The 23,159-nt window shown below is 62.4% G+C and carries 22 protein-coding genes; 17 read left to right on the top strand and 5 right to left on the bottom strand.

What is annotated here, in order from left to right; genetic code table 11:
- Nucleotides 1-107: 107 nt before the first annotated feature.
- The 3 genes from LB538_RS11025 to LB538_RS11015 form a co-directional block, all read right to left on the bottom strand.
- Entirely contained in the window at nt 108-389 is a 282-nt protein-coding gene (locus LB538_RS11025) for a hypothetical protein (RefSeq protein WP_095768638.1), read from the bottom strand.
- A gap of 89 nt (nt 390-478) precedes the next feature.
- Complete coding sequence (locus tag LB538_RS11020) at nt 479-1,492, bottom strand: ATP-dependent DNA ligase (protein WP_140839077.1); 1,014 nt, start codon at nt 1,490-1,492, stop codon at nt 479-481.
- A 9-nt stretch (nt 1,493-1,501) separates the two neighbouring features.
- Entirely contained in the window at nt 1,502-1,945 is a 444-nt protein-coding gene (locus LB538_RS11015; RefSeq protein ID WP_140839075.1) for a PPC domain-containing DNA-binding protein, read from the bottom strand.
- Nucleotides 1,946-2,132: 187 nt separating this feature from the next.
- Between LB538_RS11015 and LB538_RS11010 the strand changes: the two genes are divergently transcribed.
- The 17 genes from LB538_RS11010 (at nt 2,133) to LB538_RS10930 (ending at nt 19,515) form a co-directional block, all read left to right on the top strand.
- Complete coding sequence (locus LB538_RS11010) at nt 2,133-2,750, top strand: (2Fe-2S)-binding protein (protein WP_140839073.1); 618 nt, start codon at nt 2,133-2,135, stop codon at nt 2,748-2,750.
- A gap of 1 nt (nt 2,751) precedes the next feature.
- Nucleotides 2,752-3,774 carry an FAD binding domain-containing protein gene (locus LB538_RS11005; protein ID WP_224522995.1) on the top strand — a complete coding sequence of 341 codons (1,023 nt, stop codon included), beginning with the start codon at nt 2,752-2,754 and terminating at the stop codon, nt 3,772-3,774.
- A 2-nt stretch (nt 3,775-3,776) separates the two neighbouring features.
- Nucleotides 3,777-6,056, top strand: coding sequence for a xanthine dehydrogenase family protein molybdopterin-binding subunit (locus tag LB538_RS11000; RefSeq protein WP_140839071.1), 2,280 nt, complete (start codon nt 3,777-3,779; stop codon nt 6,054-6,056).
- Nucleotides 6,057-6,666: 610 nt separating this feature from the next.
- Nucleotides 6,667-7,185: a cytochrome c3 family protein gene (locus tag LB538_RS10995; RefSeq protein ID WP_263482418.1), complete on the top strand. Its 519-nt coding sequence runs from the start codon at nt 6,667-6,669 to the stop codon at nt 7,183-7,185.
- The gene (locus LB538_RS10990) at nt 7,169-10,141 is read left to right on the top strand and encodes a TAT-variant-translocated molybdopterin oxidoreductase (RefSeq protein ID WP_224522993.1); all 2,973 of its coding nucleotides are present in this window, start codon (nt 7,169-7,171) and stop codon (nt 10,139-10,141) included. The genes LB538_RS10995 and LB538_RS10990 overlap by 17 nt, the downstream gene beginning before the upstream one ends.
- Nucleotides 10,134-11,492, top strand: coding sequence for an NrfD/PsrC family molybdoenzyme membrane anchor subunit (gene nrfD, locus LB538_RS10985; RefSeq protein WP_224522992.1), 1,359 nt, complete (start codon nt 10,134-10,136; stop codon nt 11,490-11,492). Before LB538_RS10990 ends, nrfD begins: the two co-directional genes overlap by 8 nt.
- A complete protein-coding gene (locus LB538_RS10980; protein WP_224522991.1) occupies nt 11,489-12,016 on the top strand; it encodes a DUF3341 domain-containing protein in 528 nt (175 codons plus the stop codon). Before nrfD ends, LB538_RS10980 begins: the two co-directional genes overlap by 4 nt.
- Nucleotides 12,013-12,555 carry a c-type cytochrome gene (locus LB538_RS10975; protein WP_224522990.1) on the top strand — a complete coding sequence of 181 codons (543 nt, stop codon included), beginning with the start codon at nt 12,013-12,015 and terminating at the stop codon, nt 12,553-12,555. Before LB538_RS10980 ends, LB538_RS10975 begins: the two co-directional genes overlap by 4 nt.
- On the top strand, nt 12,552-13,667 hold the full coding sequence (locus tag LB538_RS10970) for a hypothetical protein (RefSeq protein ID WP_224522989.1): 1,116 nt from the start codon (nt 12,552-12,554) through the stop codon (nt 13,665-13,667). Before LB538_RS10975 ends, LB538_RS10970 begins: the two co-directional genes overlap by 4 nt.
- On the top strand, nt 13,660-14,103 hold the full coding sequence (locus LB538_RS10965) for a hypothetical protein (RefSeq protein ID WP_224522988.1): 444 nt from the start codon (nt 13,660-13,662) through the stop codon (nt 14,101-14,103). The genes LB538_RS10970 and LB538_RS10965 overlap by 8 nt, the downstream gene beginning before the upstream one ends.
- Before the next feature lie 8 nt (nt 14,104-14,111).
- Nucleotides 14,112-14,852 (top strand): SCO family protein, encoded by a 741-nt coding sequence (locus LB538_RS10960; protein ID WP_224522987.1) that lies wholly within the window; start codon nt 14,112-14,114, stop codon nt 14,850-14,852.
- Nucleotides 14,849-15,802 (top strand): cytochrome c oxidase subunit II, encoded by a 954-nt coding sequence (coxB, locus tag LB538_RS10955; protein WP_224522986.1) that lies wholly within the window; start codon nt 14,849-14,851, stop codon nt 15,800-15,802. The genes LB538_RS10960 and coxB overlap by 4 nt, the downstream gene beginning before the upstream one ends.
- Nucleotides 15,799-17,442, top strand: a complete 1,644-nt coding sequence (ctaD, locus tag LB538_RS10950; RefSeq protein ID WP_224522985.1) for a cytochrome c oxidase subunit I — start codon at nt 15,799-15,801, stop codon at nt 17,440-17,442. The genes coxB and ctaD overlap by 4 nt, the downstream gene beginning before the upstream one ends.
- Nucleotides 17,439-18,074 carry a cytochrome c oxidase subunit 3 gene (locus tag LB538_RS10945; RefSeq protein ID WP_224522984.1) on the top strand — a complete coding sequence of 212 codons (636 nt, stop codon included), beginning with the start codon at nt 17,439-17,441 and terminating at the stop codon, nt 18,072-18,074. Before ctaD ends, LB538_RS10945 begins: the two co-directional genes overlap by 4 nt.
- Nucleotides 18,071-18,319 (top strand): cytochrome C oxidase subunit IV family protein, encoded by a 249-nt coding sequence (locus LB538_RS10940; RefSeq protein WP_140839051.1) that lies wholly within the window; start codon nt 18,071-18,073, stop codon nt 18,317-18,319. Before LB538_RS10945 ends, LB538_RS10940 begins: the two co-directional genes overlap by 4 nt.
- Nucleotides 18,320-18,467: 148 nt before the next feature.
- Nucleotides 18,468-18,662 (top strand): hypothetical protein, encoded by a 195-nt coding sequence (locus LB538_RS10935; protein WP_095768656.1) that lies wholly within the window; start codon nt 18,468-18,470, stop codon nt 18,660-18,662.
- Between the two features lie 481 nt (nt 18,663-19,143).
- Nucleotides 19,144-19,515 carry a hypothetical protein gene (locus LB538_RS10930; protein WP_224522983.1) on the top strand — a complete coding sequence of 124 codons (372 nt, stop codon included), beginning with the start codon at nt 19,144-19,146 and terminating at the stop codon, nt 19,513-19,515.
- A 185-nt stretch (nt 19,516-19,700) separates the two neighbouring features.
- On the opposite strand, the gene LB538_RS10925 is transcribed toward LB538_RS10930, so the two are convergent.
- Nucleotides 19,701-20,780 (bottom strand): hypothetical protein, encoded by a 1,080-nt coding sequence (locus LB538_RS10925; RefSeq protein ID WP_224522982.1) that lies wholly within the window; start codon nt 20,778-20,780, stop codon nt 19,701-19,703.
- 228 nt (nt 20,781-21,008) lie between these two features.
- Nucleotides 21,009-22,484 (bottom strand): calcium-binding protein, encoded by a 1,476-nt coding sequence (locus LB538_RS10920; RefSeq protein ID WP_224522981.1) that lies wholly within the window; start codon nt 22,482-22,484, stop codon nt 21,009-21,011.
- Nucleotides 22,485-23,159 lie beyond the last annotated feature (675 nt).

Here is a 23,159-nt window from a genome sequence, read left to right as displayed (position 1 = left end):
GATGTGGCGCCGCGACCGCCTTGCTCTGCGGCGATGCCTTCTCCCCGCAGCCCGCGGAGCGTTGCAGGCAATCGAAGGCGGGAAAATCCCATCGCTGCTAGCTTTCGCTATGCTTCGTCAAAACGACTGCCTTCCTTAGAAGGATCCCGCGACAGCACACGCTCTTCCTCGTCGTCAGGCAAAGCTTCGTCGCTCTCCTGATAGGGGTTGTCGTCATCCTCTTCGGGGAGGACGCCTTGTGCTTCGGCATCGTCCTCCGGATCGCCGTTTACGGCGACGCTGCCAGGCGGCACCCGACCATTATCAAGAGCGTCCCAGTCCTGTTGTTCGATGCCGGGAGCTTCGGTTTCATCCCGCCTTGCGGCTCGCTGTTTGTCGCGCGGATCCATTTTCTCGTCTCCAAGATAGGTGCGTCCGTGACGCGGGCTGTTCTAACCATAAACCGTTTGATGGGGTCGGTTGTTCCGGAGGGGCGCTGCTACGAGATCTGCTCGAATGTGCATTGGCGCGGCGCTTTTTCGGGCCGCCAGCGAATGAATCGAGTGCCATGCCGGAACCGCTCGCCGGTGACGTGGTCGAAGCGGACTTCCACGACCAGTTCCGGCCGCAACGGCTCCCATTCGCCGCTGCGCTCGGTGCTCCAGCGGCTCGGCCCGCCCGGCGCCTTGCCGGTGAAGCCGGGCCCGCCACGCAGCGCCTCCAACTTCTTCGTGAGCGTGGCTCGTTCCTCGTTGGCGATTGTCGAGGTGAAGCCGACATGGTCAAGCAAGCCTCGTTCATTATAGAGGCCAAGCAATAGCGATCCGACCTGCGACTTGCCGTTCAGATAACGGAAGCCGCCGACCACGCAGTCGGCAGTGCGCAGCCGCTTGACCTTGATCATCGCGCGCTCGCCCGGCTGATAGGGATCGTTCAGCCGCTTGGCGACGACGCCGTCGGTAGAGCCATGCCCGGCGTCCTCCAGCCATCGCCTGGCGGTCGCGAAACTGGTGGTGCAGGGCGAGAGCTGAAGAGCGTCCGTGTTTGCTTGCGCGACGAAGTCTTCAATTGCCGTGCGTCTTTGGGTCAGCGCGACTTCGAGCAGCGATTTGCCGCCCGGCGCGACCAGCATATCGAACAGGATCAGGCGCGCCGGCGTTTCCGCGCTCAGCTTGCGGATCCGGCTCTCGGCCGGATGAAGCCGCATCTGCAGCGCGTCGAAGGATGCGGCGCCGTCGATCTCGATGACGATTTCGCCGTCGACCACGAAATCCTTGGCTTCGAGGTTTTGCATCATTGCTGTGAGTTCGGGAAAGTAACGCCCAAGCGGCTTGCCCGACTTCGCCCTGAGATCGACCGTTTTGCGATTCTTGAAAGCGAGGCAGCGAAACCCATCCCATTTCGGTTCGAACTGCCAGACGCCTTTGTCCTGCGGCAGTTTTTCGTCGATTCGAGCCTCCATCGGGGATGTATCGAGGGGGAGAGGAAACGCGTCGGTCGCCGCCGCTGCCATCGTCGGCCCTCAGGCGTCGAGATCGATCAAGGCGATGCCAAGGCCGGAACGTTTGGTGCGCCGCAGGTGAACGGGCGATTCCGTCACCGTGACTTCGAGCGTAGGCTTGACGATGCCTTCAACAAGGTGGCCGCCGCGCGTCGATCCGTCGCTTAGACCCAGGACGGCATGGATGTGCAGGCTCGGTCTGCCGCCGTCGTCGACCGCGATGTCGCCAACAGCGCTCAGAACCTCGCATTGCTCGCCGACCGGGATCTTGCGGTAAGATTTCGAGCCGAAGTCGAACCAGCCAACGGTCGCCTTCTCGAATGCGCCGATCGCGGTCAGCGAGGCGCCGGCAATTCCTTGCTCGTCGGCGAAGTCGGACAGGGCAGCAAATGCTTCCTCGCCTGGGTCCAGCACAACCACGAATGTCCTTTGCCCAGAAGTCTGTGCGACCAGTTTCGATTTCATATCGGCCCGCCATCAGCGTTGGTGTTGGCCGTAGAACTCGAACCCGGCATGCATGTTCCCGCACGATGAGCATCTTCGAAGGGCAGGATCACACTTCTGTGAGGCCTAGGATCCCGCGCGGGCCAGGCCGGAACAATGGCCTGCATGAATGGTTAGCCCCCGATGAGCAGCCAGCCAGGAGCGAGCCATGTCCCAGCCTTCCCTCCCATCCACGCTTGGCCTCAGCCGGCGCAATTTCATGACAGGCACAGTCTCGGCTGCCGCGGCACCATTACTCGTTTCGTCGGCGAAAGCCGAAGCGCCTGCCGCCGCTGGCGCGGAACTTCGTGAGCCAGTGGTGACGTCGATGCGGATCAACAAGCAGGCCTATGAGCTGTCGCTCGACACTAGAACCAGCCTGCTTGACGCCTTGCGGGATCATATCGGGCTAACCGGCACCAAGAAGGGTTGCGACCATGGACAGTGCGGGGCGTGCACGGTTCTTGTCGATGGCAAACGCGTGCTCTCCTGTCTCAGTTTCGCGGTGATGAATGCCGGCAAGGATGTGACGACCGTCGAGGGGCTGGCATCCAGCGACGGTAAGCTGCATCCGATGCAGCAGGCCTTCATCGACCACGATGCCTTCCAGTGCGGCTACTGCACGCCGGGCCAAATCCTGTCGGCCATTGGTTGCATCAATGAAGGGCACGCAAAATCCGAAGACGACATCCGCGACTATATGAGCGGTAATATCTGCCGTTGCGCCGCCTATCCAAACATTGTCGCTGCCATCCTGCAGGCACGCGATCAGATGAAGGGAGCCTGATATGCGTCCCTTCGTCTACGAACAGCCGACCGACATTTCCGCGGCCGTCGCGATCGCATCCCGCTTCACGACCGAGGACGACCAGCCGACGCGAGCGAATGTGCAGTTCATCGCCGGGGGCACCAACCTTGCCGATTATATGAAGCTCGGCGTTGCCGAGCCGAACCGGCTGGTTGACCTCAACCGGCTCAAGGATCCAGGCCTCAGGCAAATCCGGGTGACCGACGATGGTATCCGCTTCGGGGCTCTGGTGCGGATGGGTGAGGCGGCAGATCACGCTGAGCTTAAGCGCGGCTATCCCGTTATTGCCGACAGCTTGCGGCTGGCCGCAAGCGGCCAGATCCGCAACATGGCAAGTCTCGCCGGCAATGTCCTGCAGCGCACGCGCTGCGAATATTTTCGCGAGACATCCTGGCACTGCAACAAACGCGTGCCAGGGTCCGGCTGCGCTGCGATGGAGGGTTTCAACCGGCAGCATGCGGTGCTGGGCGGCAGCGATGCCTGCATCGCAACGTATCACGGCGACTTTGCCCAGGCGCTGATCGCGCTCGATGCCGTCGTGCGTGCCGAAGGCTCGCGTGGAGCGCGAAAGATACCGCTCGCCAAGCTGCATCGTCAGCCACGCGATACGCCTGAGATCGAGACCGATCTCGCTGCTGACGAGATCATCACCGCCATAGAAGTGCCGGCTGTGCCATGGGCGCGGCGCTCGCTTTATCTGAAGATCCGAGACCGCGAATCCTACGCGTTCGCGCTGGCTTCGGCGGCCGTTGCGCTCGACCTGGACGGCGACAACGTACGCGAGGCGCGCATTGCCTTGGGCGGCGTGGCGACCGTGCCGTGGCGTGCCAAAGCCGCGGAGGAAGCCCTGGAAGGAAAGACGCTCGACGAGGTTTCAGCGGGGGCGGCGGCGGATGCCGCCTTCGCCGGGGCCGAGCCGCGCCAGCACAACGCATTCAAGATCGAGCTCGGCAAGCGAACGCTGGTGCGCGCGCTGCTCGAAACCCGCGACATGAAGGTATGACCATGGACACTGCCGCTCCGAGACCGAAAGAGAACCAGGGCCAACCGCTGCCGCGCGTCGATGCACGGCTTAAGGTCACCGGGCAGGCGCATTACCCAGCCGACCTGCCGACCGCCAACATCGCCTACGGCGCGCTGGCCATCAGCAGTATTGCCAAGGGCAAGGTAGCCAAGCTTCATCTCGACGACGCCCGTGCCGTGCCCGGGTTGCTCGACATCGTCACTTACGGCGATATGGACATTGTCGAGAAGCCGAAATTCGGCAATTCCGGCGCCACCTCGATCGGGCCGCTGCATGACCGGACGATCTTCCATGACGGCCAGATCATCGCGCTCGCGGTTGCCGAGACATTCGAAGCCGCCGAAGAGGCGGCGCAGTTGATCCGCGCCGAGTATGATGCGGAGACGCCCACGGCGAGCTTCGACAGTCCGGGCACGGCAACCATTCCTGCCGCCGGCAAGAGTCCTCTGTTCAAGGAAGACGTGAAGGCCGGCGACTTCGATGCCGCCTATAGAGAGGCCGCGGTGAAGATCGACGGGCGCTATTCGACGCCCACGCAGCACCACAATCCGATCGAGCTGTTCTCGACCACCGCCTTCTGGCAGGGCGACCAGCTGATCGTCCACGAGCCGTCGCAAAACGTGACCGGCTGGAAGGTCGAGCTTGCCAGGCAGTTGAAGATCGATCCCGCAAAGGTGCGCATCGTCAGCCCCTTCATCGGCGGCGCTTTCGGTTCCAAGGGACCGATGACGCCGCGCACCGCCATCGTCGCGGTTGCCGCCAGGCGGCTCGGCCGACCGGTGCGTTGCGTGACCAGCCGGATGCAGGCCTTCGGCACTCAGACCTATAGGGCGGAGACAAGGCACCGCATCCGGATCGGCGCCGGCAAGGACGGCCGCATCACTGCCTTCGCGCATGAAGGCTGGGAGGTCACCTCGCGGCCGGACTCCTATGTCGTGGGCGGCACGTCGGCAACCGGCCGCATGTATGCTTACGGTTCTGTGCTGACACATGTCTCGCTGGTGCAGGCGGACCGCAACACCCCCGGCTACATGCGCTCGCCGCCCGAGACGCCTTACGTCTATGCGCTGGAAAACGCCATGGACGAAATGGCGGTAGCGCTCGGCATGGACCCGGTGGAATTCCGCCGGATCAATGAACCGAAGACAGAGCCGATCGGCAAGAAGCCGTTCTCCAGCCGCTCGCTGATCCAGTGCTATGACCAGGCGGCCGAGGCTTTTGGCTGGGCGAAGCGGGACCCGAAAGTGGGAGCGATGCGCGACGGCGACTGGCTGGTCGGCATGGGCTGCGCGACGGCGATCTATCCAACCGCAGTCGCGCCATGCGCGGCGCGGGTGCGCCTGACCGTCGATGGCGATGTGCGGCTGCAATGCGGTTCGCACGAGATCGGAACCGGCGTGCGCACCGTCGCCGGTCAGATGGCGTCGGAACGTCTCGGCGTCAGCATCGATCGGATCAGCGTCGAAATGGGCGACAGCAGCCTGCCTCCCGCTCCTGTCTCGGGCGGCTCGATCTCCACCGCGAGCGTTTGCTCGGCAGTGCTGAAGGCCTGCGACGCCATCCGCACCAAGCTCTATGCCGGCGCGATTGCCGAGGGCGGTCCGCTGGCGGGCTCTCACAACGAGGAACTCGACCTCGCCGACGGAAAGATCGTGGCCAAGGGCGGCGCTTCGGCAAAGATCGAAGATGTCCTGAAGACCATGCAGGTCGGCGCGATCGAGGAATACGCCGAGTTCGCGCCCAAGGGTGCGACGCCCGAAGCGCTGAAGAAGCTCTATGCCGGCATGCCGGAATTCCACGGTGGCGAGCAGGATGAGGATTCGGTGAAATACGCCTTCGGCGCCGAGTTCGTCGAAGTCCGCATCAACCGCTACACGAGGGAGATCCGCGTGCCGCGCATCGTCGGCGCGTTCGCGGCCGGCCGCATCATGAACACGCGCACCGCGCGCAGCCAACTGATGGGCGGCATGATCTGGGGCATCGGCCAGGCGCTGCATGAAGCGACGGAAGTCGACAGCCGCTATGCCCGCTACGTCAACCGCGACCTGCAGGACTATCTTGTGCCGGTGAATGCCGACATCAAGGACCTGCAGGTGATCCTGGTTCCGGAAGTCGACCACGCGGTCAACCCGGCCGGCGTGAAGGGCTTGGGCGAACTGGGCAATGTCGGCACGGCCGCGGCTGTTGCCAGCGCAGTCTACCATGCCACCGGCAAACGCATCCGCGATTTGCCGATCAGGATCGAGCAGTTGCTCGCTTGAGCATGCCTGCGATGCATGCGCATTTTCTCTAATAGGGCGAAACCCATGTTTCACCTTGGGGTGTGGATGCTGCCCATCGCGGGTATCCCTCTGATCCTCATTCTGATCTGGATGTATTTCCTCGCCAGGCGCCGAAGCCGGCGGCCGGCGGAGCGGAAGGGCGGTCCGTCACAGCCGACGGGGCGGCGTCGCAACGACCTGAAGCGCTGAAGTCTTTAGCCCGGGTGGCCGATCTCTGTCACCCGGTCGGCAAAGCGTGGGCGATGACTTCGTGCCGACCTTGGTTTCCGTGAAGTGGCGGCCGCCGAACGCCGAACGCATGGGAGCGGCGGTGGTTGCGGATTAAATCCGCGACCTGTTCCCGGTTGCAGTCACCATTCTGTGATTCCGACGCGGGCGCGGAACCTTGGCGGCGAAAGCACCGTTAGGGGGCGTCAACTCTGGGTTTGCCTTCAGCAGAATCGGCGAGGGGATGCCGCAAATCTTCTCGAAAAACGCCAATGGCGTTGCGCGCTTTGTCATCTGGGGAAGTTGTGCGGTTCTGTTGATCGCAGCCGCGATCGGGACAATCCTTCCCCGTTCGGACCTGGTAACGGGAGTAGGTGAGCCATTGGCGCAGCCGGTGCCGTTCAGCCACAAGCACCATGTCGGCCAGCTCGGCATCGACTGCCGCTATTGCCACAATGGCGTCGAGACCTCGTCTTCGGCGGGTTTGCCGGCGACCGAGGTCTGCATGACCTGCCATTCGCAGCTTTTCACCAATGCCGGCATGCTGGCGCCGGTGCGCGCAAGCCTAGCCGGCGGCAAGCCGATCGAATGGCAGCGCGTCAACGGCGTTCCGGATTTTGTCTTCTTCAATCATGCGATCCACATCAACAAAGGCGTCGCCTGCGAGACCTGCCATGGCGAGGTCGACCAGATGCCGCTGACGATGCGGGCGCATACGCTCAGTATGGAGTGGTGCCTTGGGTGCCATCGCAATCCGGAGCCGAATTTACGTCCCCCGCAGGACGTGTTCCTGATGCGCTGGCAGCCGCCCGCCGACATCGCTGAGATCAGGCGGCAGCTGATCGGCGTGCTCGACATCCATCCCGAGACGATGACGGATTGCTATGTCTGCCATCGCTGACAGGCCTGGTTCCGCCATCGACATCAAGGCTCTGCGCAAGCGGCTGGCGCATGGCGGTGAAATGTGGCGCAGCCTCGACGAGATCGCCGGCGCTGCCGATTTCCGCCGCTTCGTCGAGGCCGAGTTCCCGGCAATCGCGGAACGCCTGCCGGCAAAGCCGAACCGGCGCACGCTGCTGAAGCTGATGAGCGCCTCGCTGTCGCTTGCCGGGCTGGCCGCCTGCAGCAGGGCGGAAAACATCGTGCCCTATGTGCGCCAGCCGGAAATCCTGGTCCCCGGCAAGCCTGTCTACTATGCGACGACGCTGTCGAGTGACGGCTTCGGTATCGGCGCCATCGTCGAAAGCCATGAAGGGCGGCCGACCAAGATCGAAGGCAATCCCGACCATCCGGCCTCGCGCGGCGCCACCGACGCGGTGATGCAGGCAGCCGTGCTGACGCTGTTCGACCCGGACCGTTCACGCACGCCGCTCAAGGACGGCCAGCCGGCATCGTACGGCGATTTCCTGAAGACAATGGCGGGGCTCGTTTCGCGATGGACGGCATCGCAAGGGCAGGGCGGGGCGTTGCTGGTTGAAGCGACCACCTCGCCGACGCTCGCGGCGCAGCTGGATGCGCTGCGGACACGCTATCCGAGGTTGAAACTCTATCGCCATGATCCGTTGGCGATGCCGGCCGCGATGGAGGCGTCGCGTACCCTGTTCGGGTCGGCGCTGACGCCGGTCTATCGCTTTGATCGTGCTAAAACGATCGTCAGCCTCGACGCCGATTTCCTCGGCGAAGGACCGGGGCGGCTCGCTTATGCGCGCGACTTTGCTGCGCGGCGACGTGTACGCGATCCGTCCGACCGGATGAGCCGGCTTTATGCGGTGGAGTCGACGCCGACAATCACCGGAGCCGCCGCCGATCACCGGCTTGCGATCAAGCCAAGCGATGTCGAAGCCGTGGCTGCCGGACTGAACGCGGCGTTGACCGGCCAAACCGGAGCTTCCGGCTCGCCGGCCGACCTGGCGTGGATGGCCGCGCTGGTCGACGACCTGATAGCGGCAGGCCGCAACGGCCTTGTCATCGCAGGGACGCAGCAGATAGCCTTCGTTCAAGCGGTCGCGCTTGCCGCCAATGCGAAGCTTGGCGCGCTTGGCAACACGGTCGAGCTGATCGAGCCGCCGGATTCGCTGTCGGTCGACGGCGATCTCGGAGCGCTGCGCGAGGCAATCGGCGATGGGGCTGTGGACACCGTCGTGGCGCTGGGTGCAAACCCGCTGCACACCGGCCCGGCAAACCTCGATATGCGCAAGGCTTTTTCGGGACTGAATCTGCTGGTCCATCACGGCCTCTACCGCGACGAGACGGCGTTCCTGGCGCACTGGCATGTGCCCGCGGCGCACGAGCTCGAAAGCTGGAGCGACATCCGCGCCTATGACGGCAGCACCTCCCTGGTGCAGCCGCTGATCACGCCGCTTTACGACGGCAAGACCGCGCATCAGCTTCTTGCCGTGCTTGGCGGCGGGTTCGAGGCCGATCCGCTTTCGCTTATGCGGCAGCATTGGACGCAACTCGATGATGATGCCTGGAGAAAGGCTCTGCGCGATGGCTTCATAGCGGACAGTGCCGCCAGACCGGTATCCGTCACAGTGCCGCCGGACCTGGCGGGACTGAAGCCGGCAGCCAAGGCAGGCAACGGCATCGATATCCGCTTCGTCGCGGACCCCTGGTTGCGCGACGGCCGTTTTGCCAACGCCTCATGGCTGGAGGAACTGCCGCGACCCTTGACGAAGATTGTGTGGGGCAACGCTGCGCTCGTCTCGCCCGCCACCGCCGAGCGACTGAAGGTCGGAAATGGCGAGGTCGTCAATGTCGCTGCCAATGGGGCGGATGTCGATGCACCTGCCTGGATCGTGCCCGGTCATCCGGACGAGACGATAACGCTGTCCTTCGGCTTCGGGCGAAAGGTCGGTTCCGTTGCTGCGCTATCGCAAGGCTACGATGCCTTCCACTTGCGCCGTGGTTCGGAATGGTTCGCGACCGGCGCGGCCATCGCGCCGCGCGGGAACAGCATGCGGGTCATCACCACGCAGCATCACCAAGCGATGGAAGGCCGCGCCATCGTGCGCCACGCGTCTCTCGATGCATTCCGGCGGAATCCGGATTTCGTGCGCAAGGATGCGCCGCCGGCGCCAACGGAATCGCTCTATCCCGACTGGCCTTACAATCAGGAAGCCTGGGCGATGGCGATCGACCTCTCGGCCTGCATCGGCTGCATGGCCTGCGTCTCGGCCTGCCAGGCGGAGAACAACATCGCGCCGGTCGGGCCTGAGGAATGCGAGCGCGGCCGCGAAATGCACTGGCTGCGCGTCGATCGCTACTATGCCGGACCGCTCGATGCGCCCGACACTTTTTTCCAGCCGGTCCCTTGCATGCATTGCGAGAAGGCGCCTTGCGAAGTGGTGTGCCCGGTCAACGCCACCGTGCACACGCATGATGGGCTGAATGCGCAGGTCTATAACCGCTGCATCGGCACGCGCTACTGCTCGCAGAATTGCCCCTACAAGGTGCGGCGCTTCAACTTCCTCGATCATCAATCCTTCGACAAGGACGACGCAGGTCCGGAGCAGGGCGCCCATAACCCCAATGTCAGCATACGCTCGCGCGGTGTGATGGAGAAATGCACCTATTGCGTCCAGCGCATCAGCGCCAAGCGCATCCAGGCGCAGATCGAGAACCGCGACATCGCCGATGGCGAAGTCGTCACCGCCTGTCAGCAGGCCTGCCCGACCCAGGCTATCACCTTCGGCGACCGCAACAAGAAAGATGCAAAGGTGGTTCGCGAGAAAAGCGCGCCGCAGAATTACGCGCTGCTGGAGGAACTGAACACACGGCCGCGCACCACCTATCTCGGCAAGATTTCCAATCCGAACGGCAAGCTTACCAAGCCGGGCGAGGCGACCGATGGCTGAAGCGAGCGCGAACAGCCCGGCTGTCCTGCGCGGCCGTCACGATTTTCCCGAGATCAGCGGCCGCATCGGCTCCATTGTGCTCAACGGCCGCCTGCCGCGCCATTTCTGGACAGCGTTCCTGCTCTGCTTCTTGCTGGTTTTGCTGCTGCTCTATTCGATCACCTATCTCATCGCGGTCGGCGTCGGCGGCCTCGGTATCAACATGCCGGTGGTCTGGGGCACGATGATCTCCAATTTCGTCTGGTGGATCGGCATCGGTCATGCCGGCACGCTGATCTCGGCGGTGCTGTTGCTGCTGCGCCAACCCTGGCGCGCCTCGATCAACCGCTTCGCCGAGGCCATGACGCTGTTTGCCGTCGCCATGGCCGGCCTGTTTCCCATCCTGCATCTTGGGCGACCGTGGTTCTTCTACTGGCTGCTGCCGCTGCCCAATGTGCATATGCACTGGCCGCAATGGCGAAGCCCGCTGGTCTGGGACTTCGCGGCAATCGCCACCTACGCGACCGTCTCGCTGCTGTTCTGGTATATGGGGCTGCTGCCGGACCTTGCAGTGCTGCGCGACCGTTCCAGGTCGAGACCGGCGCAGCTCTTCTACGGCATATTGGCGCTCGGCTGGCGCGGCTCTGCCTATCATTGGGCGCGCTACCAGGTCGTCTATTTCCTGCTCGCGGCGCTCGCCACGCCGCTGGTCGTTTCGGTTCATTCGATCGTTTCGCTCGACTTCACCTTCGCGATCACGCCGGGCTATCACTCGACGATCTTCCCGCCCTATTTCGTCGCCGGCGCGCTGCTCTCCGGCTTCGCCATGGTGCTCACCATTGCCATCCCCTTGCGGTGGGCCTTCTCGGTCAAGGACCTGATCACGCTCAGGCACATGGACAATGCCGCCAAGCTGATGATCGCCGCGGGCATGGTCGTCGCCTATGGCTATCTCTCGGAAGCATTCTTCGCCTGGTATTCGGGCGAGCCTTACGAACGCACCATGATGGCGCAGCGCGCGCTGGGTCCCTATGCGCCGCTGTTCTGGATAATGCTGAGCCTGAACTGCGGCGTGCTGCAATTGCTGTGGTTCAGACGCATCCGCCGCAACATGCCGCTGCTGTTCGCGATCGCCGTCGCCATCAATGTCGGCATGTGGATCGAGCGCTACATCATCGTCGTGACGGGGCCGAGCCGCGACTACCTGCCGTCTGCCTGGGGCGAGCAGTCGCTGGCCTGGCTCGATTTCGGCATCCTGTTCGGCTCGATCGGCACCTTCTTCGCGCTCGTCTTCCTGTTCATCCGTATCCTGCCGGCGATCACCATCTTCGAGGTCGAGGAACTGGCCGAAGAGGAGGGCAAGATCCGATGAGCCTCTACGGCCTCATGGCGGTGTTTGCCGGTCCCGAAGCGCTCATCGCGGCGGCGCGCGGCATGCGCGAGCGCGGCTATCGGCGCATGGATGCGTTCTCGCCGTTTCCGATGAAGGACCTGGAAGGGATATTGGAGATACCGAAGACGCGCCTGCCCTGGGCCGTGCTCGCCGGCGGCATTGCCGGCGCGGCTCTCGTTTATGCGCTGATCTGGTACTCTGTCGAAGTCGACTATCCCATCAATGTCGGCGGCCGGCCGCTGCATTCCTGGCCGCCTTTCGTCATCATCGCGTTCGAGGCCGGCATTCTCGGCGCCGCCTTCGCGGGTTTCCTGGGCGTGCTCGCGGCCAATGGGCTGCCCCGCTATCATCATCCCGTCTTCAACGCCGAGAGCTTCAGCTACGCGCGCGGCGGCAAGTTCTATCTGCTGATCGAAGCGGCTGATCCCAAATACCGCAAGGGCGTGACCAGGGGCCAACTGACGCGGCTCGGCGCCGAGATGGTCGAGGAGGTCGAGGCGTGAGGCGCCTCGGCCTCACGCTTATGTTGGGTGCGCTGGCCGTCGCCGGCTGCCGGCAGGATATGGAGGACCAGCCGCGCTACGATCCGCTGGAGGCCAGTAACCAGTTCGCCGACGGCATGTCGGCGCGGACGCCCGTTACAGGAACGGTGGCGCGCGACGCCGATCTGACGCCGGTCCCGGACAAAATCCCTTATCCGATCACGATCGAGCTGCTGCAGCGCGGGCAGCAGCGTTTCGACATCTTCTGCTCGCCCTGTCACGGCCGCACCGGCGATGGTCACGGCATGATCGTCCAGCGCGGCTTTCCGGCGCCGCCGAGCTACCACCAGGAAGCCCTGCGCAAGGCCTCGGACCGGCACTTCTACGACGTCATCACCAACGGCTATGGCGCCATGTATTCCTACGCGGCGCGAGTGCCGCCGCAGGACCGCTGGGCGATCGTCGCCTATATCCGCGCGCTGCAATATTCGCGCGACGCTCCAGTCGCCGAACTTCCGCAAAGCATGCGCGCGCGTCTCGAAGCGGAGGCCTCGCCATGAGCCGCCTCAATCAAGGTTTTGCGGTGGTAGGTATCGTGGGACTTGTTCTCTGCGGTCTGGACGCATCTCTCGATACCAAAGCGATGCTGGGCGCCTGGCTTCCCGCAGCTCTCGTCGCGCTCAGCCTGCCGCTCGGGGCGCTGACGATACTGATGGTGCACGGGCTGACCGGTGGACGCTGGGGCGATCCGGTCCGCCAGCCTTTGCGGATCATGATTGCGATGCTGCCATTTGCGCTCATCTTGCTCCTGCCGGTGCTGATGAGGCTCGACCTGATCTTCCCATGGGCCGGCGCCGATAGCGCGATGCGTTCTGAGCAGGTTCGAGAGAAGCTTGCTTATCTCAACGTGCCGTTCTTCCTGCTGCGCTTCGCCTCCTGCGCTGCTATCTGGCTCGTTCTCGCGTGGATGGTGCTCGACGCGACAAGCGAAGAGGTCAGCTCGAACAACCTTAGCGGAAAAAAATACGCGCTGGGCCTCATCCTTCATGCGCTGGCCGTCAGCATCTTTGCCATCGACTGGATGCTGTCGCTCGAGCCGGAATTCACCTCGACCATCTATGCGCTTTGCGAAGCCTCGGCCGAGGTGGTCGGGGCATTCGCGGTTGCCGTCCTGGTGCTGGCGGCAAGGCGGGCGGTGGAGGTCATGCCCGGCGGCGAGGAAGATGTCGCGCTCAGCGAGGATCTTGCCAACATGCTGCTCGGCTTCGTGCTGGCCTGGATCTACCTCATGTTCATGCAGTGGGTCGTCGTCTGGGGCGGCGACTTGCCCGACGAGATCCGCTGGTACGTCGTGCGCTCCGCGGGCGGCTGGCTGTATCTTCTTTGGTTGCTGATTGCCTTGCACGTCGCGGCTTTCACAGGCTTGCTCAGCCGAAGGCTGAAGCGCAGCCATCGCGGCCTTGTCTGGCTCGCCGCTGTCGCTCTGGCCGGCCATTTCATCGACGTCTTCTGGCGAATCCGGCCACCGCTCTTTGCCGGCGGCGTCCTGGCATTGTGGCATGATGCGGCCGTCTGGATGGGATTGGGCGGACTATGGCTCGCGCTGTTCCTTTTCCTGCTCCGCCGGCCGGACAGGATCGTCTGGTGGAAACGGGAGGTCGCCCATGGCTAAGGCGCACCGTCATCCCGAGACGCGCGATGTCCAGCCGCGTGTGCTGCTCGCTTTCGGCGGCGGGCTGTTGCTGTTCATCGCTTTAGCTGCGATCGGCGTGAAGCTCGTCTTCAACACCGCGCCGACCTGGTTGCCGCTGCCAGCCAATACCAATCCCGAGAACCCGGATCTCCAGACCACGCCGCAGCAGGATCTGGCCGCTTTCCGCGCCGAGGAGGATCGTCAGCTCACGACGCTTGGCTGGGTCGACCGCAACGCCGGCATCGCCCGCATCCCGATCGACGACGCCATGTGGGCGGTGGTCAGCCACGGCCTGCCGGATTGGTCGCGACCGACGGCAGCGGCCACGGAGCCTGATTGCGCCCTGCTCACGGCGGCGGTTCCCCGTGCGCTGCGGGCCCGGAATTGCCGACAGCAAGGCGAGACAGGGCGATGAGAAGCTTGTTGGCTGCGCTTTGTCTGTTCATTGCCGGCATGGCGATTGCCGCGGAACGACCGAGCTTCGATCCGAAGCTCGGCGCGCAGCTCAGCCTTGAGCGAGAATTGGTCGATACAAGCGGCCGGAAGCTGACGCTTGGCGAGACGCTTGGCGGACGTCCGGCGCTTGTCATCTTCGGCTACGATAAATGCCCGAACCTTTGTGGCGTCACCCAGCAGGCCGTCGCATCCGACCTGAAGAAGACATCCCTTCGCCCTGCGGATTATCGCGCGCTGTTCATCTCGATCGACCCCGAAGAGACCTCCGCCGATGCCGCAGAAGCGCAAGCTGAAATCGCCTCCGCCGCCGGTCCCGCTGGCGCCTCCGCTTGGCGTTTCCTTACTGGCAGTGATGGCGCCGGTGCGGCGCTGGCCAACGAGGCCGGCATCACTTTCGACCGACGTAAGAGTATCGATCAGTTCGTGCATCCGATCGCGGTCATTGCGCTGACGCCTTCCGGCCGAATTTCGCAGGTATTGCCGGCCTTGACCTTCACGCCGCGCGATCTCCAGCTCGCGCTGGTCGAAGCGTCAGCCAACAAGCTCGGGTCGATTGCCGATCATGTCTTCCTGTTTTGCGCGGGGTTCGACAGTTCGAAAGGCCAGTACACTCCCGTAATCTGGGCGGCGCTGAAAGTGACAAGTTTGGCAACGGCGCTTGGTCTCGCCGCGATCGTGCTCTGGCAAACCCGCCGGAGGGCAAGGTGAGCTTCGGGGTTCCCTTCTTCCCGCACGAAGCCTCGTCCGAAGCCGGCTATGTCGATGCGCTGTTTTACACGCTGCTCGTTTTCTCAGCCGTTCTCGGATTGACACTCACCGGCCTCGTCGTCGGCTACGCGGTGAAATACCGCGTCGGCTCGAAGGCGGATCGCACAGGACAGCGTTCCCGTACCCTGTGGCTGGAAACAAGTTGGACCGTCGCCAGCCTGGTCATCGCCTTCATCTTCTTCGGCTGGGGCGCAGTGCTTTTCGTTCGCCGCGATCATCCGCCGGCGGACGCGCTGGAGATCACGGGGCTTGGCAAACAGTGGATGTGGGAGTTCAGGCAACCCGGCGGCCAGCGCGAGATCAACGAGCTGCACGTTCCGGTCGGCAAACCGGTGGTCGTGTCGCTCGCCTCGCAGGACGTCATCCACTCCTTCTACGTGCCGGCGTTCCGCATCAAGCAGGACGCGGTGCCTGGACGCACGACACATATCTGGTTCATTGCCACCGAGCCCGGCCGCTACCACCTGTTCTGCGCTCAATATTGCGGCACTCAGCATTCCGAAATGGGCGGCTGGGTGACTGTGATGGCGCCCGAGCAATATGCCGCGTGGCTGAACAGCCAGGGCGAAGGCGAGACGCTTGCCGCGAGCGGCGAGAAGCTGTTTCGCGCGCTGGGCTGCTCCGGCTGCCATGGCGCGAGCAGCAAGGTGAGGGCGCCGTCGCTTGACGGCATCTTCGGCCGGCCGGTGGCGCTCGACAATCAGCAGACGGTGATCGCCGACGAGGGCTATTTGCGCGACTCCATCCTCAACCCGAAGAAGGAGATCGCGGCGGGCTACGAGCCGGTCATGCCGAGCTTCGATGGCCTGATCGACGAAGGCGAGCTGCAGATGCTGCTTGCCTATCTGAAGTCGCTTTCGCCTCGACCAACGGCTGGAGCCAGGCCATGACCAACGCGGCGATGCAGGGTACATATCTCGGCCAAGGCAGCGGCCTGCGGGCATGGCTTCTCACCACCGACCATAAGCGCGTTGCGTGGCTCTATCTCATCTCGCTAACGGCCTTCTTCTTCCTCGGCGGCGCGATGGCGGTGCTGATGCGGATCGAGCTGGCGACGCCGGCAGGCGACCTCGTCTCCGACGACGTCTACAACAGGCTGTTCTCGCTGCACGGCATCATCATGGTTTGGTTTTTCCTGGTGCCGTCGATCCCGGCGACCATGGGCAATTTCCTTTTGCCGCTGATGATCGGCGCGCGCGACCTCGCTTTCCCGCGGCTCAACCTCGCCAGTTGGTACGTCTTCATTTTCGGCAGCCTGTTCGCGCTGTTTGCAGTGGTGGCCGGCGGCGTCGATACCGGCTGGACCTTCTACACGCCGCTGTCGACGCTTTATGCCAACGGCTTCGTCTCGACCGCGGCCTTCGGCGTCTTCATCGTCGGCTTCTCGACGATCATGACCGGCATCAATTTCATCGTCACGGTTCACACGCTACGCGCGCCGGGGCTCACCTGGTTCCGACTGCCGATTTTCGTCTGGACGCTTTACGCCACCAGCCTGGTGATGGTGCTGGCAACGCCGGTGCTCGCCGCATCGCTGATCCTGATCGTGCTGGAGCGCGTGTTCGGCATCGGCATCTTCAATCCCGATCTCGGCGGCGATCCGCTGCTCTTCCAGCATCTCTTCTGGTTCTACTCCCACCCGGCCGTCTACATCATGATCCTGCCCGGCATGGGTGTGGTGTCGGAGGTGCTGCCCTGCTTCAGCCGCCGGCCGCTGTTCGGCTACAAGGCGGTGGCGATGTCGTCGATGGCGATCGCCGTCTTCGGCTTCCTGGTCTGGGGCCACCACATGTTCGTCAGCGGGCAGTCGGCCTATGCCGGCGTGGTGTTCTCGTTCCTGTCCTTCTGCGTCGCGATCCCGTCGGCGATCAAGGTTTTCAACTGGAGCCTGACGCTGCGCAAGGGCGAGATCAGCTTCGAGACGCCGATGCTCTATGCGCTGTTCTTCCTGGCGCTGTTCACCTTCGGCGGGCTGGCGGGGCTGTTCCTTGCGGCGTTGGCGGTCGACGTGCATGTCCACGACACCTACTTCGTCATCGCGCATTTCCACTACATCATGGTCGGCGGCATGGTGACGGCCTACATGGCGGGCCTGCATTTCTGGTGGCCGAAATTGACCGGCCGCATGTATTCGGAAACGTCGGGGAGGATTGCGGCGACCGTCACCTTCGTCGGCTTCAATCTGACCTTCTTCCCGCAATATGTGCTGGGCTTCAACGGCATGCCCCGGCGCTATCATACCTATCCGCCGGAGTTCCAGTTCTGGAACGTATTGTCCTCGGGCGGCGCGGTGGTGCTGGCGATCGGCTATCTGATGCCCTTGTTCTACCTCGGCTGGTCGCTGTTTCGCGGCGCCCGCGCGCCAGACAATCCGTGGAACGCCACGGGGCTCGAATGGCAGACGAGCTCGCCGCCGCCGCCGCATAATTTCGAGACCATGCCGGTCGTGACGCGACCGGCCTATGCCTACGACATGAAGGGGCTCGAGCACGAGCGCTTCAGCCCGCACCGGGAGGAAGCGGCGCGATGAGCGGCACCGAAAGCGTCGCTTTCGAAACGCCCCAGCGCGAACGGCGCGCCGACAATTTTGCGATGTGGGTGTTCATTGGCTCCGAGGCGATGCTGTTCGGCGCGATTTTCCTGGTCTTCCTCATCGCGCATATCGATTTCGGCCCGGCCTTCGCGGCGGCTTCCAAGCATCTTTCGCTGCCGCTCGGCACCTTCAACACGGCCGTGCTGATCACCAGCAGCTTCACCATGGCGCTGGCGCATATGCTTGCGCTTCATAGACGTTGGCGCCCGACAATTTGGGCGATGGTCGCGACTGCCGCGCTGGGCGTATCCTTCCTGATCATGAAGGGGATCGAATACGGCAAGGAGATCAGCGAAGGACTGGCCCCGCTTCTCGGCCTGCCGTTCCGCTATGCAGGACCGGATCCCGTGCACGCCGAATTCTTCTTCGGCCTCTATTTCGCGATGACCTCGCTGCATGCGCTGCACCTGATCGGCGGCATCGTCGTCATCGCTGGCATGATTGCGCTCTGGCGGCCCGCCAGCCCTGCCAGCCGCCTGCGCCGGGTGGTTGCCGTCGGCCTCTATTGGCATTTCGTCGACATCATCTGGGTGTTCATGTTCCCCGTCCTTTACCTGATCAACCGATGAGCGAATTGCGCAAACTCACCTTCGGCTATCTCGGGCTGCTCGCGCTGCTGGCGCTGACGGTGGCTTCCTCCTTCCTCGATCTCGGCGGCTTCAATGTCGCCCTCAACCTGGCGATCGCGGCCGCCAAGGCGGTCCTGATCGCCCTGCTGTTCATGCATCTGACAGGCACCTTGCCGCGGCTCGCCGTCGCGGCAGCCGGGCTTTGGCTCGCCATCCTTTTCGGGCTGACGCTGATCGGGCGATAGGAGAGCGGCATCAATCGCCAGCGGGCACGCCGATTGGGACTGAGGTCCTGTCATCAAGGCGCAACAGGCCCAGCATTAACATGTGATCTTGCTCATAGTCTTCGGGCAGCATGATTGCGAATGAGGGACACGTCATTGGAGGTGAGCGATGCCCCTGTCCGCGGCGCTGAATGATGCCGACTTGGAATTCAAGTGCTTGGAATGTGACCATGCCTTCAAAAGAAAAGGGTCGTGGTTCAAGGTGATCTCGACCTTCAAATGTGAGGGCTGCGGAGCTGCGAACCGCATCGGGTATGCCGACAAATTGGCGTTGTTCGAAAAGCACTCAGCGGCGTTTGGCTGATCGCAAGCCGGACCGCGAAGGGCGGCTCGACAACTCGCCCGCTGGAGTGGCGTTGGTTGAACCGCCGCGCCTGGTCGGCCTCTGAGAAATCGGCCCGGTGTTGCGTATTCGCTGCTCAATAAGCGAGCGGCCCGGCACGAGAACGGGGGAGCCCACGGGCCGGGCCTGACCGGCGGGGGCACGGACTAGATACAGGGCGCCGGCTGATGTTGTTATAACAAATCTCGATGGAGCCTCCGCCGTGCGAATGAAGGACCGCTCTCAATAACACCGCCCCTGAATCACGGCCAAGCAAAGTGCCATACGGATTGTCGCGACTTCCGTAGAGCGGCCCAGCCACGCTCAGCATTACCCCTGACCCAGTTATTGCACATTGCATCGCGACGGCATCATAACGGTGCGAAAAATTGCAACTTGTCCCTCGCTTGAATGAAACATTTGCCGCCGATACCCCGTATGCAAAGGAAGCAGGGGGTAAAATATGCTGCATGAAGCCAACGGAGACTGCGCGCTAAAGCTGAGCGAAGACGAAGCGCGCCTCGCTGAGCGCTACCGCTTTCTTTGCGGCCAGCACGATGGGCTTTCCAGATGCGGCATAGCAGCCTGGGTCGGCGCGCTCGCGGGCGGTGTGTTTATCGTCTCGGCGATATTCTTTGGTGGCGGCGAACAGGGCGATCCTCTCTTTATATTCGGCATTGGCGTATGTTGTCTTCTTGCTGGCGGTGTCCTTTGGTTCCATGGGCGCCAAGCTGAGAAGCGTCGCTGGCAAGAGAAGAGGTCAATCGTCCATAAGTTTCGCAGCCGAGGACTCGGCATACAGCTGAACGGCCAAGTTCATCGTCTGTTCGGCTAGTGCGTTTCACCGTTTTCACGGAAACGGCGAAACGCCCTATCTCTTTGTTTTTTAAGCAATTCCGGACGGAAAACCGCTCACACTTTTCCTGGAATTGCTCTAGCTGTTGAATGGCTGATGCGCAGCAATGAGGATCTGCGTTCTGCACAGCTGGGGTATCTTCGGTAAAATGATCGCGGTAGTTGCTACGGCGCCGTGTTGTGCGCTTTGAACGCCAAGCGAAGTTCGAGCGCCTCAGGGCTGGCGCTGCCTAGCTTGGTGTCTCCGTTTTGTGAACCCCAGGCATAGGCAAAGTCGAATACAGGAGCCGGAGAGTAGGTGGCCCAGCGCGCGAAGATCTGCTTCGCCTGGTCCGGTGTCGGCAGTACATAGACGTCCGCAGCCGCTCCGGTACGGGTCTTCCAATTGCCGCCGCCGAAGGCCTGGTATACAGGCACAATCCTGTCGAGAGGGATGCCCGCGGCAACGGCTGCCTCGACCGTTCGATCGATGAAGTCCAAATCGAAAGCTTTGCCGCGGACCGGATATGGATCCAGGCCGAAAAGATCAATCCCCGTGTTGGCGGGATTAAAGGTATTCATGAAGGCGGGGGCTTCGAAAGACCCCATGTCCATCAAAGTAACAAATGTAACCGCCCCGGGGACATTGGCTCTGATCCACTCGGTCTCGGCCTTCAGGGCCGCCGGACTAACTGCTGGAGAATGGTATTTGCCGGTGATGTCCGGCTCATCGCAGAGGCGAAAACCGAACAGCCGCGGATTGCCGATAAATGGCCTCACCTTGGCAATGAAGCGTGGCGTCACGCCGCTGGATTCATTTAGCCATATCAGCCCCTTCATCCCTGGCGGCAAGGCATTGAGTTGCTCTACGGATTGTACATCGGCGAGGTCGAAGCCCGCGCTCGCGATTGCAACGCCCGGCCCACCGGAGGTGTAGTGAAGCGTCTTGCCGCTGCCGCCCGCAGACAGCGCCGATTGGCTGCAGATCAGCATCATGAGCAACGCCGATATGCACAGATTGCCGATGCGTGTGAACTTTGGCGACCAAGCTGTTGGCGCGACGGGTTCCGACTTGATGGATTGCGCGGCTCCAACCGCTGCGCCATACCCGCACGTTGAACTCGTCGGCATGCTCCAACTATCCACCAAAACGCCCCGCATCGTTCTCCTTCTAAGATGTACGGAAAAATTCGGCTTCATCTGTTCGATCGATGGACCAGCTTCGAGGCGGAGCTGCTGCCAAGCCAGTATAGTGGTGGCATCCATGCAATCATCTATGCGCTGCAGATCCAGATGCTGGCTATTTCAGCGCCGTCTTCATGGGCGCCGACGTCGACCAGTCGCGCAATCTGACGAAGTCGGTGACGGTGGAGTAGGCATTACCGGCGAACATTGTCGCCGGTAATGCCCTGCTTTGCGGAGCTTGCAGGCTCCTATCGACGGCGATCTTATGGCAGGTACGCGTCTGCGCTAGACCGCCAGAGCATGCCCGTCCTAGACCACAGCGAACGAGCTCGCCGTAACCGCAAGATGCGGGGAAAGGGCGGCGAACTGAATCTGAGCTGCGCCGCCTGCGCCGTCACTGTCAAAGTAGAGCGCTCCGGTCGTGCTGTTGTAGACGATATGATCGGTGCTGTCGTGAGCGGCGGTACCGGTATAGAAAGCACTGCTTGCGAGCGCCCCAACGCTGAGCCCTTTGAAGACAGCGTCATCCAAGTGGATCTTGTCCACAGACGGGCTGAAGTCGGTAACCGTGGCAACATTGCTCTTGCTGAGGGTGCTGTTGAAAACGAAGGTGTCGTGGCCACCATTGCCGGTCAGCCAATCGCCGCCGCCGCCGCTCTTTATGACGTTGTCGCCGGCATTTCCGATGATGTGCTGACGCAGTTCGTTGCCGGTCAAATTGATTGCCGTCGTGCCGGCATCCTTCTGGGTACCGAGGACCTCAATCGACGAGCCGGCAGCAAGCGCATAACTCACCGACGTCCACACCCTGTCCTGGCCCTGGCCAGCGGCCTCGACCACCTTGCTGGCGGCATTGTTGACATAGAAGTCGTCATTGCCCCCATAGCCCGCCATCGTGTGTGCGGCGTTGTCGGCCGGGCGTATAACGTCGTTGCCGCTGGTGCCTTTTATGTCGGCGATCGGGGCCGTGACGGGAGGTGGGGTTGTCGTGCCGCTACTGGTGCCAGTGCCACTACCAGTACTGGTGCCAGTGTTGGTGCTGGTGCTGGTATGGGTATTGTGATCCAGGAAAAACGCCTGCATCGACGACGTGTTGCCAAGCGAGGTCTCGCCATTTTGCGAGGACCACTTATAGGCCATGTCAAAGGCTGGCGACGGGACGAGCTTTGCCCAATGGTCCATGATGGTCTGTTCCTGGGCGGTGGTAGGCATCACATAAGACCCGCCCGTATTGGTCGACCACCCGCCGCCGCCAAACGTCTGGAACACAGGAATGATCGCACTCTGCGGAATGCCCGCCTTCTCCGCTGCAGCGACGGCTCTGTCGATGTAGTTGAAGTCGACCGCGGTCGAGCGCACGGGGTAGGGATCGAGCCCGTAATAGTCGATCCCCGTGTTGGCGGGATTGTACGTGTTGGTGTAATCGGAGGCCGTGAACGACCCCATGTCCATCAGCGTAATGAAGGTTTTCGCACCCGGGAAATGAGAGTGAATCCAGTCGGATTCAGCCTTCAGATTCGCAGCGCTGACCTGTGTGTGGTATTTGCCCGTGGGGTCAGGCTCGTCAGTGAGATAAAAGCCAAAAACCTTGGAATTGCCGAGGAGGGGCGTCACCTTGTCTATGAAAGACTGGGTCACCCCGCTGCTTTCGTTGAGATATATCAAAGCCTTGGTGCCGTCAGGCAGCGCGTTGACCGATGACGCGTACTGAAGGTCGATCAAGTTGAAGCCATTAGCTATGGCGCCGGAGGCGGGGGCGCCATAGGCGTAATGCATGGTAGCCATGCGAACATCCTTCTTCTGATTGATAAGCGCCCCACCCCCTGCCTAACCGAGAGGGTACATTAGCGCCAAATCAAATACGGAAATATGTTGATAGAATGATTGATCGAGTACTTTACCAGCACCAAAAACGCCTAACCTTACAGTGATTTGCATCGAATTTCGGTGTTCGATGATGCATCAAATTAGCCGGGGATAACACGATTCCGTTACTCAACCTTCAGGCCACAAAGACCGACGATGCGGCGAGCGAAACGCTGCTGGAACCAAAACAACCCGATACCGGTAGAATCATTGATGCTGGGCACAGAACACAGCGATAAGGAAACGGTTGTCAGGATCAATTCCCGGTTTTTTGGGAAAACTTGAAATTTTCTCGGGTGTGCCCAGTGCGAGGCACTCCCTTTTTTCGAGCGAAGGACACTTCGCTTGAGTGCTCTCTTCCTCCAGGCAATTTGCTAGGAACGTATCTTCGTCGATAGCTCGTCAGATCCGGGGTTCTGCGATCAGCCGCGTTCGCCGAACTTGGACTTGAGGAACGGTTGAACCGACGCAATTCAAGCTGAGGCCTTGTCACCGGCTCAGAGGCAGCCGAGCCTCGAATTCCCCTCGCCGAAATGGACATTCAATTCGCGCTCCGACGCAGCCGCGCGCACCCCGAGATCGGTCCGCTCATTC

This window comes from Mesorhizobium sp. Ca11, assembly GCF_020165275.1.
In the GTDB taxonomy this organism is placed as follows: domain Bacteria; phylum Pseudomonadota; class Alphaproteobacteria; order Rhizobiales; family Rhizobiaceae; genus Mesorhizobium.
The sequence above is the reverse complement of the archived record's forward strand: the minus strand, read 5'-3'. Positions and strand labels throughout refer to the sequence as shown.